Origin of the sequence: Marinobacter sp. EN3 (assembly GCF_000475315.1) — a bacterium.
In the GTDB taxonomy this organism is placed as follows: domain Bacteria; phylum Pseudomonadota; class Gammaproteobacteria; order Pseudomonadales; family Oleiphilaceae; genus Marinobacter; species Marinobacter nauticus.
On sequence record NZ_AXCC01000021.1, the window covers coordinates 197,946 to 212,596 of the forward strand.

11 protein-coding genes are annotated in these 14,651 nt (G+C 58.7%); 4 read left to right on the top strand and 7 right to left on the bottom strand.

All coding sequences use genetic code 11. From position 1 onward, the window contains the following. Positions 1-17: 17 nt before the first annotated feature. The 3 genes from Q675_RS27315 to yghU are packed head-to-tail and all read right to left on the bottom strand — an operon-like array spanning position 18 to position 4,162. Positions 18-893: a universal stress protein gene (locus Q675_RS27315; protein WP_023011103.1), complete on the bottom strand. Its 876-nt coding sequence runs from the start codon at positions 891-893 to the stop codon at positions 18-20. Further along, positions 868-3,273, bottom strand: coding sequence for a Lon protease family protein (locus Q675_RS27320; protein WP_023011104.1), 2,406 nt, complete (start codon positions 3,271-3,273; stop codon positions 868-870). Before Q675_RS27320 ends, Q675_RS27315 begins: the two co-directional genes overlap by 26 nt. Positions 3,274-3,289: 16 nt before the next feature. Beyond that, positions 3,290-4,162, bottom strand: a complete 873-nt coding sequence (yghU, locus tag Q675_RS27325; protein WP_023011105.1) for a glutathione-dependent disulfide-bond oxidoreductase — start codon at positions 4,160-4,162, stop codon at positions 3,290-3,292. A 146-nt stretch (positions 4,163-4,308) separates the two neighbouring features. On the opposite strand from yghU, the gene Q675_RS27330 reads away from it, so the two are divergent. Genes Q675_RS27330 through Q675_RS27340 form a run of 3 tightly spaced genes read left to right on the top strand, consistent with a single transcriptional unit; the run spans position 4,309 to position 8,656 of the window. Next, positions 4,309-5,046, top strand: coding sequence for an ABC transporter ATP-binding protein (locus Q675_RS27330; RefSeq protein WP_011784524.1), 738 nt, complete (start codon positions 4,309-4,311; stop codon positions 5,044-5,046). A gap of 4 nt (positions 5,047-5,050) precedes the next feature. Further along, on the top strand, positions 5,051-7,420 hold the full coding sequence (locus tag Q675_RS27335) for an ABC transporter permease (protein ID WP_023011107.1): 2,370 nt from the start codon (positions 5,051-5,053) through the stop codon (positions 7,418-7,420). 27 nt (positions 7,421-7,447) lie between these two features. Then, positions 7,448-8,656 (top strand): efflux RND transporter periplasmic adaptor subunit, encoded by a 1,209-nt coding sequence (locus tag Q675_RS27340; protein WP_031211299.1) that lies wholly within the window; start codon positions 7,448-7,450, stop codon positions 8,654-8,656. Between the two features lie 36 nt (positions 8,657-8,692). On the opposite strand, the gene msrB is transcribed toward Q675_RS27340, so the two are convergent. From msrB to Q675_RS27360, 4 genes are all read right to left on the bottom strand, one after another. Further along, positions 8,693-9,901, bottom strand: a complete 1,209-nt coding sequence (msrB, locus tag Q675_RS27345; RefSeq protein ID WP_023011109.1) for a peptide-methionine (R)-S-oxide reductase MsrB — start codon at positions 9,899-9,901, stop codon at positions 8,693-8,695. Positions 9,902-9,997: 96 nt separating this feature from the next. After that, positions 9,998-11,464, bottom strand: a complete 1,467-nt coding sequence (locus Q675_RS27350) for a sensor histidine kinase (protein WP_023011110.1) — start codon at positions 11,462-11,464, stop codon at positions 9,998-10,000. Between the two features lie 2 nt (positions 11,465-11,466). Further along, positions 11,467-12,168 carry a response regulator transcription factor gene (locus tag Q675_RS27355; protein WP_023011111.1) on the bottom strand — a complete coding sequence of 234 codons (702 nt, stop codon included), beginning with the start codon at positions 12,166-12,168 and terminating at the stop codon, positions 11,467-11,469. A 151-nt stretch (positions 12,169-12,319) separates the two neighbouring features. Next, complete coding sequence (locus tag Q675_RS27360; RefSeq protein ID WP_023011112.1) at positions 12,320-13,138, bottom strand: NAD(P)H-binding protein; 819 nt, start codon at positions 13,136-13,138, stop codon at positions 12,320-12,322. Between the two features lie 139 nt (positions 13,139-13,277). Between Q675_RS27360 and Q675_RS27365 the strand changes: the two genes are divergently transcribed. Next, the gene (locus Q675_RS27365; RefSeq protein ID WP_227499531.1) at positions 13,278-14,237 is read left to right on the top strand and encodes an AraC family transcriptional regulator; all 960 of its coding nucleotides are present in this window, start codon (positions 13,278-13,280) and stop codon (positions 14,235-14,237) included. Positions 14,238-14,651: the final 414 nt, after the last annotated feature.

Here is a 14,651-nt window from a genome sequence, read left to right on the forward strand (position 1 = left end):
GCACAACAGCGGTTTGCTCAGGGCGTGATGGTGACCGGTAGATTCAGCTGGCAAAGCAGGGACTCCGCGCCTTGCTGTTCAAACAGGCTGCACTGACGGCTGATCACCAGCTGTGCTGCTCCCTCCTCCCGCACGGCCCTCGCCATGGCAGCAGCACCGGCTTTGGGCAAACACCTGACCCGGGCAGCAATGCCCCCGGCTTCAAGCATGGCTGCAAGCTCCTCAAGCAATTCGGGATCATCAGCGGCGTCTGAGCGCACCAGAACCGTCAGCGCCCGCTGCCCACGCCTGGCCAGCTCCACGCCTACCCGCACAGCCCGATGATTCGCGCCCTGATCGTGGTTCAGCAACACCACCACCCTGCCCGGTGGTAATGAGCGCGATTCCGGCCACAACAGCACATCTCCCGGTGCCTGCCGTAACAGGCCCCGGGCGGTTGAGCCCAGCTTGAAAGATGAAATACCGGACCAGCCAGCCCCGCCGAGCACCAACAAATCATCAGGCTGTACCAGCCCCAATACCTGCTCTACCACTTCACCCCGGCATAATCTCAGTGCCTGGGCCACACCCCAGGGCGCCAGGGTTCGCTCGAGAGTACGGCGAAGCTTCTCTGCAGTTGCCTGCATACGGACTTCCAGAGCGTCGACATCCATGGGCCTCGCCACGCCGGAACTCCGGCCCACTTCCCGGGCAAAACCGTAACCGGCGCTACGCAGCAGGCTTACTTCCTCCACAAAGATACCCAGAACTTCGGCTTGCTGCGCACGTGCAATGTCTGCCGCAGCCTCCAGGGCTGCCAGACTCCGCCTGGAACCATCCAGCAACACCAGTATCCGCCGGACCACGGCGGGGTCTGGTTCCGGAGTTTTATGACTGACCGTTGTGTCCGTCATTGCCATTATCCTGCCCCGTGTCTTTGTCCTTGCTTTTGCCAACCTCGGCAAATGCGGCCAGCCTGTCTGCCACGCGTCGGTTAAAGCTGCCCTCAGGGAACACGCCATCAGCATCCGGTTGCCCCGGCTCCAGGCCCGTCAACAACTCAATGGCCTGGTCGATATGGGTAACGGGATAAATGGAGAACCTTCCGTCCTGCACCGCTTCCCGCACCGATTCATTCAACATCAGATGCTCCACATTGCTGGCCGGCAACAAGGCACCCTGGCTGTTTACGCCGCCGTCCTGCCGGCAGACATTGAAGAAGCCTTCAATCTTTTCGTTGACGCCACCCACCGCCTGCACCTCACCATGCTGGTTCATGGAGCCGGTAACCGCCAGGGACTGCTTGAGCGGAACGCCGGCGATAGCAGACAACAACACACAGGTTTCCGCCACCGAGGCAGAATCCCCTTCCACGCCACCGTAGGATTGTTCAAAGGCCAGACTGGCCGACAGTGAAAGCTCATTCATCGGCGCATAACGATTGGCCAGGAACCGGGACAGAATCATCACCGCCTTGCTGTGGATCGGCCCACCAAGCTTGGCTTCCCGCTCGATATCCACCACCTGGCCCTTGCCAGGGCGCGCCGTGGCGGTAATTCGGGTGGGCTGACCAAAGCGGGTGGCGCCTAGCTGCAGTACCGATAGACCATTCACCTGCCCCACCTGCTCGCCCTGAGTGGCAATCATCACCACACCCCGGCGAATCTGCTCCAGACTGCGCTCACGGACCCGGCTCGCCCGGTAGTCCCGCTCGTCAATGGCCTGCTGCAAATGGCTGGCGCACACCTGCGGGCTGTTGGCCACACCAGCCCAGTGGTCCGACTCAGTGAGCAGATCTTTCAGTACACGATCGTGGGCCGTCAGCTTGTTCTGATCGCTGGCCAGACGGCTCGCGTGTTCAATCAACCTGGCAACCGCCTCCCTGTCCAGGGTTCTTACGCCAGCCGACCGGGCCATAGTGGCAATCATCCGGGCGTAGAGTAAGTAGCTGGCCTCATCCCGCTCCATGTCGTCCTCAAAATCCGCTTCCACCTTGAACAGGTCCAGAAAGTCCGGATCGTAGTGGGACAGCAGGTAATACAGCATCCGGTCGCCAAGCAGCACCACCTTTACCGAAAGCGGAATCGGCTCCGGTTGTTGGCTTACCGTGGTGGCGAGGCCATACAGGCGCTCCAGGGATTCGATGCGGATCTCGCCGGAAAAGAGTATGCGTTTGAGGCTTTCCCAGGCCATGGGCTGCGACAGTACCCGCCGGGCGTCGAGGATCAGGTAGCCACCGTTGGCCCGATGCAGAGCCCCGGCCCGAATCAGGGTGAAATCCGTGTACAGGTTACCCTGGTGGGCCCGGTGTTCGATCTGACCTGCCAGGTGTTGGTGGTTGGGAAGATCTTCATAGATGACGGGGGCCCCACGGGTCTCGGCATTATCCACCAGCAGGTTCACCCGATAGCGGTTCAACAACCCTGCCGGTGCGCCGTTTTCAGTATCCTGAAACGCCTCGGCATGCTCCACCACATCCTCTCGCACCGCGTCGAGGTGAGCCATCACGGCCGGCACGTGCCCCCACTTCTCGCGCAGCTCCCCCATGGGGCCGCCCAGGGTAAGCTGAACCATTTCTTCATTCAGGGCATGGACCCGCTCCCGGACTTCCTTGCGCAGCCGGGGCACCTGCTGGATGGCCTGCTGCAGCTTTTTCTGGAGGTCTTCCACCTTGGATTCGACCAACTCCTTTTCCTCATCGGAGAAGGTCTTGTATTCCTCAGGTTCAATCACCTCGCCGTTGCGCATGGGCGCAAAGGTAAAACCTGCCGGGGTGGTGAGCATGGCTATATTGTTGGCGTTTGCCTCTTCCTGAATCTCAGACAGGCCTTGCTGCTGGCGCCGGGTAACCTCTTCCTGCAATTCCTGAATACGGGCCTGGTATTCCTCGCTTTCAAAGGTGGCCGGTATGGTGGTCTTCAGTTCGTTGGCCAGTTCGCTCATATCGGCCTTGAACAAGCGACCCTCCCCCGGCGGCAGCTCAATGGCCCCGGGTTTGTCCGACTGCTGAAAATTGAACACATGACACCAGTCCGACGGCACCGGTTTTTCCGCGGCATGGCTGGCCAATACCCGCCGTACCAGCTCATGCTTGCCGGCACCGGAGGGCCCCAACACGAACAGGTTAAACCCCTGGGCCTTCATGCTGGCCCCGAATTCCAGGGCACGCAGTGCCCGGTCCTGACCGAAGGGCAGAGCCAGATCTTGCAGACTTTCCGTGGTTTCAAAATCCAGTTTGTCCAGCGGGCACCGATGGTAGATCTGTGCTTCGGTCAGAGCGTCGGGCAGAGCCATCCGTCCTCCTTATGGCTTAGGCGTTGCCTTCCAGTTTGTCCTGGGTGCGCAAATCAAAATCGCTGGCATCGTGCCGCTCGTGCAGCTGGGAGGCAAGATCGCCCCAAGCCTTGTTCACCATACGGCCACGCTTTACTGCCGGGCGTTTGGCCACCTCGTCGGTCCAGCGAACCACGTTGGTATAGGTGTGGGCTTCCAGGAATTCGGCCGCCTCGTACACCATGTTTTTCACCAGGGCTCCGTACCAGGGCCAGATGGCCATGTCGGCGATGGTGTATTCATCACCGGCAATGTACTGGTTATCCGCCAGCTGACGATCGAGCACGTCCAACTGGCGCTTCACTTCCATAGTGTAGCGGTTGATGGGGTACTCGTACTTTTCTGGCGCGTAGGCATAAAAGTGACCAAAGCCGCCTCCCAGGAAAGGCGCACTGCCCATCTGCCAGAACAGCCAGTTCATGGTTTCGGTGCGTTTGGCCGGGTCCCTGGGCAGAAACGCATCAAACTTCTCCGCCAGGTAGAACAGAATGGAACCAGACTCAAAAACCCGGATGGCCGGGTCCACACTGCGATCCAGCATGGCAGGGATCTTGGAGTTGGGATTCACCTTCACGAACCCGCTGCTGAACTGATCCCCTTCGGTGATGCGAATCAGCCAGGCATCGTATTCCGCCTCCTTGATGCCTTTTTCCAGCAGCTCCTCAAACATGACCGTTGCCTTGACACCGTTGGGCGTTGCCAGGGAATAAAGCTGGAACGGATGCTCCCCCACCGGCAGCTCTTTTTCATGGGTAGGGCCGGCGATGGGGCGGTTGATGTTAGAGAACTTGCCGCCGTTGTTCGAATCCCATTTCCAGACTTTCGGAGGTGTGTAAGTTGGGTCACTCATTCCGTTTTCTCCCATTGGCTTTACAGGGTTAGTGGCATGACTGTAACCGAATCCGGCACGGGTACGCACGTGGAATACGTCTGCGCGGGATCAATAATCGGTCATCGGTATTGGGCTATACTCGGCTCTGGATCAACTGGACTGCAATGGAACCTGCCATGGCGTGTCACGCCGACCGGACCGCTCCTGTCTTTCAAACGAAAGGCCTGACCAAAACCTACCGTCAGGGCGATGTGGAAGTGCATGCCCTGCGGGGGGTCGATATCAGCCTTTATCCGGGGGAGCTGGTAGTAATGCTTGGCGCCTCAGGCTCAGGCAAATCCACGCTTCTGAACATTCTGGGCGGACTGGATGTGCCCACTACCGGCGAAGTTCGTTATCAGGACATCGATCTGGCCGGCGCCTCAGACCGGGAGCTTACCCGCTATCGCCGGGATTATGTCGGGTTCGTGTTTCAGTTTTACAACCTCATCCCCAGCCTGACCGCCCGCGAAAACGTCATCGCCGTGACCGAGATTGCCCGTGACCCCATGGCGCCGGAAGAAGCCCTGGACATGGTGGGCCTGGCCAGTCGCCTGGACCATTTTCCGGCTCAGCTTTCCGGTGGCGAGCAACAAAGAGTGGCCATTGCCAGAGCCATATCCAAGCGACCCCGGGTGCTGCTGTGCGATGAGCCTACCGGAGCCCTGGACTCGGCCACCGGTATTCTGGTCCTCGCGGCATTGGAACGGGCCAACCGGGAAACCGGCACCACCACGGTGATCATCACCCACAATGCTTCAATCGCGAACATGGCGGACAGAGTGATCACCCTTTCGGATGGCGTGATCAGCGGTGAGCACCGCAACTCAGAACGCCAGGACCCGAACACCCTGAGCTGGTGATGCCATGATTTTCGGGCCGAGCGTACTGCACACCAAACTGCGACGGGAAATCTGGCAGATGCGCGGCCAGTTGCTGGCGATCGCGCTGGTGATTGCGGGCGGGATCGCGGTTTGCCTGATGTCCCTGGTCAATTACTCCTCCCTCACAGCCACCCGGGATCAGTACTATCAGGAGCACCAGTTTGCTGATGTTTTCGTTTCGGTAAAACGGGCCCCCCGCCATGTGCTGCAAACGGTTTCCAAGCTACCGGGTGTGACCCGCCTGAGCGGCCGGGTGGAAGGCGCCGCGAAGCTCAATCTCCCCGATTACGATGAACCTGTGTCGGCCCACCTGGTGTCTGTTCCTCCGACCGGCCAACCCGGGGTAAACCAGTTGTATGTCCGGCAAGGTCGACTGCCAAGCGCCACCCACGCCAATGAAGTCGCAATCATTGGCAGCTTCGCGGATGCGCACCAGCTCACTCTGGACGACAGTTTCAACGCCATCATCAATGGCCGACAACAAACCCTGAAAATCGTGGGCATTGTCGAGTCGCCGGAATTCATCTACGTGATACCTCCGGGGGGCATGCTGCCGGATTACCAGCGCTTTGGCGTGCTCTGGCTGAATCAGGAAGCACTGGCCGCCGCCATGGACATGCGGGGCGCCTTCAATAGCCTGGTACTGCAGATCGACCCACGGCATCCTGTGGAAGATGTGATCGACCCGCTGGACCGGTTGCTGGCGCGCTACGGCAGTACCGGTGCGTTCGCCCGGGCTGACCAGTTCTCACACCGTTTTCTCAGTGACGAGCTCGAGCAGCTGAAGGCCATGGCGATTATCTTTCCGTCCATTTTTATGGGCGTCGCCATGTTTTTGCTCAATGTGGTGGTGACACGCCTGATCAGTACCCAACGGGAAATCGTCGCCATTCTCAAAGCCTTCGGCTACAGCAATGGCCAGATCGGCTGGCACTACAGCCAACTGGTGCTGGCCATTGCGTTTACCGGGCTCGCCATCGGCTGCGCCAGTGGCCTCTGGCTGGGGCATCGGTTGGGAGAGCTGTATATGGATTACTACCGCTTCCCTTCGCTACTGTTCCGAATCAATCCCTGGTGGCTGGCGTTACTGGCCCTGATCAGTATGGCAGTTGCACTGCTCGGCGGCTGGCGCTCCATCCGCGCGGCGGCCGCCTTGCCCCCAGCGGAAGCCATGCAGCCCGAGAGCCCCGCCCGATACCGGGTTACCGTTCCCGAACGGCTGCTGGGCTGGGTGCGCTTTCATCAGCCTTCACGCATGATCGTCAGGCAGCTCGCCCGAAAGCCAGGCCGAACCGCCCTCTCGGTATTTGGCATTGCCATGGCCATCGTGGTGGTTGGGAATTTCCAGTTCAGCTCTGTTTCGCTGATGGTGCACACCCAATTCGCCCGGGTGCAGAAGCAGGATCTGACCGCCACACTCACCGACCCGGTCAACCCGACCGCACTGTACGGAATGGCGCGCCAATCCGGTGTGCGTTACGTCGAAGGACGCCGGGCCGTTACCGTAGAGCTGGTTAACGAACACCGCAGATGGCGCACGGTGCTCACCGGCTTACCCCGGGACGCCAAACTGCAATTCGTGGTTAACCAGAATCTGGAGAACGTGGCCATGCCTGCTGCCGGCCTGTTGGTAACCGACTTTCTGGCCAAGGCCCTGAATGTTGAGACCGGAGACACAGTTCGGGTGCGAGTGCTGGAAGGCCGACGCCCGGAACTGGATCTCACGGTGGCTGGCATTACCAGCGAGTTCCTCGGTGTGGGCGCCTACATGAATCTGACCGCCATGAACAAGGCGCTGCGTGAAGGCCCGAGAGTGAACCAGATGCTGATGAATCTGGCGCCGGAGCAAACCAACACCGTCTACCAGGAACTTCGGGATACGCCGGGAGTGATGGCCACCAATCTGCGACAGGCAATGCTCGACAGCTTCTTCGAGACTCTCGCGCGCACCTTCCTGACCTACACCTTCATCATCAGCCTGCTCGGCGGCATTATTGCTTTTGGTGTGATCTACAATACCGCGCGGATTTCCCTGGCCGAACGAGGGCGAGACCTGGCGAGCTTGAGAGTACTGGGGTACAGCCACAACGAAGTCGCCCACATTCTGCTCGGAGAACTGGCCATACTGCTGTTACTGGGAATTCCTCTGGGTTGGGCGGTTGGTTTTGGATTGGCAAGTTTTGTGGTTACCGCGATGCAGACCGAACTCTATCGCGTTCCCCTGGTCCTGACCGGCCAAACCCTGGCATTGGCGGCCAACGTGGTCATTTTGTCGGCATTGATTTCCGGCTTCATCACCTGGTGGCGACTTCGTAAACTGGACCTTGTCGCGGTTCTGAAAACCCGGGAATAATTCACACACACTCACATGGGACCCAACATGGCGACACAACGCATCTCCAAAGGAAAATGGGCCTTCTGGCTTTTGATGGCCTCGGTGGCCGCCATCGTCTTCGCGCTTATCCTGCGGCCAGAGGCAGTTTGGGTTGACCTCGCCTCCGTCGAACGCGGCCCCATGGAAGTGACCATTCTTGAAGAGGGTAAAACCCGGGTCAAAGATCGCTATCTGATTTCCTCCCCCGTGGCCGGCTATATTCACCGGGTTCAGCTGGACGTCGGCGACGCGGTGATTCCCGGGGAGCTACTGACGTTTGTGGACCCGACGCCCGCCAGCATCCTGGACGCCCGAACCCGCGCCGAAGCCGAGGCTCGGGCAGCCGCCGCCCAGGCGGAACTTCAATCCATCCAACAAAAGGTTCAGGCGGCGGAGGCTGATGCTGAGTTCGCTCAGAATGAATACCAGCGCCTACTCGCTCTGGAAGAATCCCGCTTTGTCTCCACCGAACAGTTACAACAGGCGAAATCCACGGCAGCCCGGCCACAGGCAATCCTGCGTTCCGCCCGGTTTGATGAAGAGGTGGCCGCCCATGAACTGGCCGCCGCTCAAACCCGGCTGCAGATTTCAACCGCGTCCTCCAATGGTCAGAAACCTGCCGAGCGGGTCGCCGTGCGTTCTCCGGTTAACGGCGCGGTTCTGGCTCTGGTGCATCAGAGCGAGGGCGTGATCCAGGCCGGCGAGGCTATTCTGGAGGTCGGCGACCCTGGCGCTCTGGAAGTGGTGGTCGAGGTCTTGAGTTTCGATGCCGTCAAACTGGAACCCGGCCTTGGCGTGCGACTGAGTGGCTGGGGCGGGCCGGTACTGGAAGCAACGGTTCGTCGTATCGAGCCTATCGGGTTTGAGGATGTATCCGCTCTGGGCGTGGAAGAACAACGGGTTCAGGTTATTGCCGATATGGTCAGCCCACGGGAGCAGTGGCGACAGCTGGGAGACGGCTACCGGGTGGACGCTGACTTTATCCTGTGGCAAAGCGAAGACACCTTGCAGGTACCCACCTCAGCGATCTTCGAATACAACGGCTCTTCTGCGGTTTTCATGGTTGAGAGCGAAACGGCGAGACGCCGGACAGTCACGACAGGACCATCCAACGGTTTAATGACCCAGGTAACGCAGGGACTGCAGGAGGGCGTTCAGGTGGTCCGGCACCCCGGCCGTGGCCTGGAAGACGGCGATCAGGTTCGGGTGCGTTAACGAATCCCTCACAAACCCTGACCCCAAACGCCCCAGTTAACGTTCGCCCTGAGCTTTTACATCGGCGATCCATTTGCCATACCCCGCGGCTTCCATTTGCTCCAGCGGGATGAACTTCATGGCTGCGGAATTCATACAATAGCGCAATCCCGTCGGCGCCGGACCATCGTCAAAGACATGGCCCAGATGAGAATCAGCATGGGCACTGCGAATCTCCGTCCGGGTCATGAAAAACGACTTGTCCTCACGTTCTACCACTGCCTCTGGCGTAATCGGGCGAGTGAAGCTCGGCCAGCCGGTACCGGACTTGTACTTATCCCGTGAGGAGAACAGCGGCTCACCGGAAACGACATCCACATAAAGCCCCGCCCTGGTGTTGTCCCAGTAGGTATTGTTGAAGGCGGGTTCAGTACCATCCTCCTGCGTGACCTCATACTGCATTTCCGTCAAACGCTGCCGAAGAGTCTTGTCATCCGGCTTTTGAAAACGTTCGGGGTTAAAACCCCCGCTTGCCGCCGCTTCTGTCGGATCGTCCTCCGCAGGCATCGAGTCATTGACTCCGGTATTGGGCTGATAGCGCGAGAAATCCAGCTCATAATCCTCGCCATAGACCTCTTCAATAAACTGATAACGCCCCGAATTGAAGGTGTAGAACTTGTAGCGGACCGGATTCTTCTTGTAGTAGTCCTGGTGGTATTCCTCCGCCGGATAGAATCTCTTGAGCGGCTCAATGGGGATCACCACCGGCTTGTCATAGACGCCGGAAGCCTCCAGTGCCTGCTTTGCCGCCTCTGCGAAGCGCTTCTGCTCCTCGTTGTGGTAAAAAATGGTGGGCCGGTACTGCCGACCACGGTCAACGAACTGGCCCTCCAGGTCGGTCGGATTCATCATTCGCCAGAGGCCGGCCAGCAAGCCCTCATAGGTTATTTTGTCCGGGTCGTAATATACCTGGACGGCTTCAGTGTGGCCTGTACGCCCGGAAGAGACCTGTTTATAGGTCGGACTTTTTTCTTCTCCACCAGCGTAGCCAGACACTGCCTCGACAACACCAGGAATCTTTTCGTAGCCGGCTTCCACGCACCAGAAACAGCCGCCAGCAAAGGTCGCCACGGCCAGATCCGGATCATCCGGTGCATAGGCATTACCTGCACTATCCACTCGCTCTGCTGCCACCTGTGCCGCAAAAAGACCGGCGGCGGAGACCAGCGCCAGGGCGGAAAACAGGCCTATAACTTTGCGTTTCATGACACTTCTCCTCGCTTGAATCCATAATCACAGCCTAGCGATCTGAATTCACAAAAAAGTTCAGCAACTATCACAAATCTATAACACAGCGGAAAGCTAGCTGGAGGAAGCTAACGGTAGCCAGAGGGTAAAGACAGCACCGTTCGCATTGTGCGCTGAGAGCCTGCCTTGCTGCAGGACGACCAAGCGCTGGGCGATCGCAAGTCCCAGGCCGGCATGCCCGGTACGTTCAGCTCCCGCGGCCTGGTAGAAGGGGTCAAACACCTGGCCAAGGTCTTCTTCGCGGATGCCAGGCCCAGCATCGGCAACAGTGATCGCTGCTCCACCATCCCGTACTGACATCGTGAGTATGACTCTTGTATTCCGCGGAGAATGGACGATGGCATTATTGATGAGATTGTCCAGAACCCGCTCGGTCATCGCGATATCCGCCAGCACGCTCTCGGTCTCTGTCGCCGAAATGATGAGCTCAACACCCGCTCGGTCTGCTGCTGGCCTATGCTTCTGAACGACGTCGTAGAGCAACTCAGCCATGACAAACGGCTCGATATCCGGCTGTTTTTCACGGGCGTCCAGGGCGGCCAGTTCGAACAACTCCTCAACCTGCCTGCCCAACCGGTGTGTTTCTGACAGGGCCACCGCCAGGAACCGGCCTCGCTCCTCAGCTTCCAGGGTCTCATGCTTCATCCGCAGCGCTTCCAGGTAGCCCTGAATTGACGCCAGCGGTGTTCGAAGATCGTGAGACACCTGAGCAACCAGCTGTCGACGCTGGGCGTCTTTGTGCTTCAGGAGGTCCAGCTGCGCCACAATGCGGCGCGCCATGAGATCAAACCGAGAGGCCAGGTAATCAATGTCGTCGCCCTTCTCGGCCAGTGGAGGGCTTTGTTCCGAGGACAATTCCCGTTCAAACGACTCCACCCGTTCAGTCAGCCGGGACAGCCGCCGCGTTAACATTCGGAAGAACACCAACCCGGCCAGGAGCCCCACGAGCAGGCTCACCGCCAGGGCGCCTGCGCCCATCTGCAACAACCGGTTGCTGTGAACCATGCTCTCCGCGAGGTCGAATTCTTCGCCCCTCAGAACCACATAAAGGTAGCCGGCAGGGGCGGCTGCCGAGGGAACGGGGGTCACAGAGAACACTTTTTGCCGATCGTGACTACGAGGGTCGTCCCCCGGCAGAGGATAGGCGTCCGGGTTTTCGAGCAGTGTCTGGATTGGTCCGAGGGATACCCGATTGCGCTTGATTCGGTCCGGATCGGCGGAATAGGCACGAATGGCCCCGTCGGTATCCAACAGGTAAATCTCAAGGCTGGGATTGATCGTCATATACAGCTCGAACAGCTGCTTCAGGGCATCCCGATTCAACTGGCCATCGGTGACCAGGTTTCGGTCAGAAACCAGATTCTGCGCCAGATTCCGGTTCAGTTGCTGGTTAACGGCAGCCGAATACTCCCTGACCGAGGCCAGACTCAGCAAAGTAAATAGCCCGCCCACCACAAACAGCAGCAGGAACAGACCAATGGCCAGCCTCGCATACAGAGTTCGAAGCACGGAAAGGCCCATGGTTAATCCATAAACCGATAGCCCACGCCCCAGACCGTCTGAACGTAACGCGGTTGGGCCGGATCGGGCTCAATCTTGTTACGCAGGCGGTTGATATGGGTGTTTACGGTGTGCTCGTAGCCGTCGTGATTGTACCCCCAGACGGCATCCAGCAATTGGGCCCGGCTGAAAACCCGGCCACGATGGGAAGCAAAGTGCCACAGAAGATCGAACTCACGGGCGGTCAGATCGAGCTCGCGGCACTCCAGGAACACCCGGCGCCGAACCGGATCAATCCGCAGCCCGTCCGCCTCGATCTCCGCCACGTCGTCTTCGGGTGAGTTCTTCCGGGAGAGCGCGTCCACCCGCCGGAACAGAGCTTTGATGCGAGCGGACAGTTCCGCCACGCTGAAAGGCTTGGTGAGGTAGTCATCCGCCCCCATTTCCAGCCCCAGCACCCTGTCCAGCTCGGTGCTCTTGGCGGTCAGCATGAGCACCGGCACATAACCCGCACTGGAGCGTATTTCCCGGCACACCGCCAGGCCATCCAGGCCCGGAAGCATGAGGTCCAGAATCACCAGATCAATACCACCGTCCCGGAACCGCGCCAGGCCGCTGTCGCCCCGGTCCCGCAGAACCGCAGTCATGCCCAGGTCGGATACCTGCATGCGGACCAGTTCGCCGATACCGGGATTGTCTTCGATTATCAATACCGTGCGCGGCATGCAGCTGAGGGCTCCTTTCGGTCAACACTGGCGGCCAATCCAGTATTATCGTCAGTCCTCTGAGTCTATCGTGGAAAGTTCACAAAACCATAAACTTCTTCATAAACTCCGGACACAGACAATATCGAACCTCAAGCAAGCGATCACCCAATCACCACACCCCCATAGGCACAACATCAGCAACATAGTCCCTGAACCGGCGCGCAGGCCGCCCCAGCACTTGTTCAACCGTTGGAGTGGTGCTTTCATTGCGGCCATCAAGAATGTTCACAAACAGTTCGTTGATCAGCCACGCCATGTCGTCTGCCATACCCTGCGCCCTGGCGCCATCCAGATAGGCCTCCACCGGTAACGGCGTAAACCGGATCTCACGGCCACTGGCCGCAGCAATCGCATGCACACACTCCTCGAACGAGAGCAGCTCCGGACCGGTAACTTCCAATACCTGGTTTTTCAATGCGGGATTGGTCAGCGCCGCTACCGCCACACTGGCCAGGTCATCCACATCGATGAATGGTTCCCTGGCGTTGGGCCTGGGCAACACCAGCTCACCCGCCTGCAGGCCCTGCAGCATAAAGCTTTCACTGAAGTTCTGCATAAACCAGCTGGCGCGAACCACGTTCCAGTCCAACCCGCTGCTTTCCAGTACCTGTTCTGCCCGCCGTGCACCCGCCTCTCCACGCCCCGACATCAATACCAGGTGCGCCACACCCTGCTGTTTAGCTTCCGCCACAAAGGCACGCACATCCGTTTCCGCCGCCGGCACCGCGAGATCCGGGAAATACGTAACGTAGGCAGCACGCACTCCCTGAAGTGCCGCGGCCCAGGTACTGCGGTCTGCCCAATCGAAGGGGATAGGGGAAGAGCGTGACAGGCCGCGCGCCTCCAGCCCCATCTCACCCAGTTTTGCCAATACCCTGGAACCGGACTTACCGGTGGCGCCAACAACAGCGACGACTTCTGATGTCATGGTTTGGTCCTCGTTAAACGATCACTGAAGGTTCCAGTTTACGAGGACAAAAACTGATGCTTAATGCTTTTTTATCTACTATATTTTGCAGATCGTCCAAAACACGTGAGAAACAATGATCCCTGAACTTGAGCGGCGCATGCCAACAACCTCCGATCCACTCGGCGAGACGCTGTGCTCACTTCGTATGGACGGTACCGTCTACGCGACTGCCGAACTGATTACCCCGTGGGGAATGGAGATGCCGCCGCTCGGGGGCAAAATGATGTTTCACATCGTCACCCAGGGAAGCTGCTGGTTGCGTTTCAAAGACCAGGACAGCCTGCTCCTTAAAACGGGCGACATGGCGCTGGTACCCAAAGGGGAAGGCCACTGTATTTCCCATAGTAACAATCAGCCGTGCGAGCCCTTTTTTGATATTCCCGTCACCCGGCTGACAGACCGCTTTGAGTTCATGCGCTATGGCGGGGCCGGCACGGAAGAACAGCGCACGGGCGAAGAAGAAACCCGACTGACCTGCGGCGTGCTTGGCTTCGACCAGATTGCAGCTCAGAAGCTCATTCGTGAATTGCCACAGTGCATTCACATCAAAGGCGACGATGGCGCCCTGCCCGCCCAGCTTACAACGCTGATACAACTGATGGAGCAGGAAGCCCGCGCACTATCACCCGGCGGAGTCACAGTGATGGCCCACCTGGCAGATATCATCGTGATTCAGGCCATACGACACTGGATCAACTCAAGCGCGGAAGCCAGCAAAGGCTGGCTGGGCGCGCTGAAAGATCCGAAACTGGGCAAGGCTCTGGCGGCCATACACGCACACCCTGAGGCTGACTGGACAGTCAGCCGGCTGGCCAAGCACGCGGGCATGTCCCGCTCGGGGTTTTCCGCCCGGTTTACCGAGGTGATAGGCACTTCAGTCAAACAGTACCTGACCGAATGGAGGATGAACCTGGCGCGACTCAGAATTGGTCAATCACCCGTGACACTGACTAAGCTGGCTGAAGAGCTGGGGTACCAATCCGAAGCGGCGTTTTCGAGGGCTTACAAGCGGGTTTTCGGGGTGCCACCACTGCGGCGGAAAGGCTGCGAAAGGTAAACACATAATGAGCCCGATTTTCCCGCCCACGGCTCTATGGTTCAGACTGGAGTACCTCAGACCGATCCCTCTCGTACTCTTCGTATGACTTACTGGAACGTTCGATGCATTCATCATACTGAGGGGGTGGCACACTGACACATTCCTGTCGGTTGTTTCTCTGCACATTGTCATACACGGCTTTGCTGCTACAGCCAGCAACCAAGACACACACCAGCAGTAAATATAGAGTTTTAGTCACGTTCTTCATCCAGTTAGTCCGTAACGTTAGTGGCATAGGAACCAAAGGGGTCACCAACGCAAGCCCCAAACTAAAGCTTTATGCCTTAAACACTTAAGCAGCTCTTGAAACCAAAACCGCCAAGCATTGAGAATCCCTTTTAGATGCCTTTTTCGTAAGCGTCTGGTGATCCC

Coding starts and splice junctions, on each gene's coding strand:
- Q675_RS27315 (WP_023011103.1), bottom strand. CDS start 893: ATGACGGACACAACGGTCAGTCATAAAACTCCGGAACCAGACCCCGCC.
- Q675_RS27320 (WP_023011104.1), bottom strand. CDS start 3,273: ATGGCTCTGCCCGACGCTCTGACCGAAGCACAGATCTACCATCGGTGC.
- yghU (WP_023011105.1), bottom strand. CDS start 4,162: ATGAGTGACCCAACTTACACACCTCCGAAAGTCTGGAAATGGGATTCG.
- Q675_RS27330 (WP_011784524.1), top strand. CDS start 4,309: ATGGAACCTGCCATGGCGTGTCACGCCGACCGGACCGCTCCTGTCTTT.
- Q675_RS27335 (WP_023011107.1), top strand. CDS start 5,051: ATGATTTTCGGGCCGAGCGTACTGCACACCAAACTGCGACGGGAAATC.
- Q675_RS27340 (WP_031211299.1), top strand. CDS start 7,448: ATGGCGACACAACGCATCTCCAAAGGAAAATGGGCCTTCTGGCTTTTG.
- msrB (WP_023011109.1), bottom strand. CDS start 9,901: ATGAAACGCAAAGTTATAGGCCTGTTTTCCGCCCTGGCGCTGGTCTCC.
- Q675_RS27350 (WP_023011110.1), bottom strand. CDS start 11,464: ATGGGCCTTTCCGTGCTTCGAACTCTGTATGCGAGGCTGGCCATTGGT.
- Q675_RS27355 (WP_023011111.1), bottom strand. CDS start 12,168: ATGCCGCGCACGGTATTGATAATCGAAGACAATCCCGGTATCGGCGAA.
- Q675_RS27360 (WP_023011112.1), bottom strand. CDS start 13,138: ATGACATCAGAAGTCGTCGCTGTTGTTGGCGCCACCGGTAAGTCCGGT.
- Q675_RS27365 (WP_227499531.1), top strand. CDS start 13,278: ATGCCAACAACCTCCGATCCACTCGGCGAGACGCTGTGCTCACTTCGT.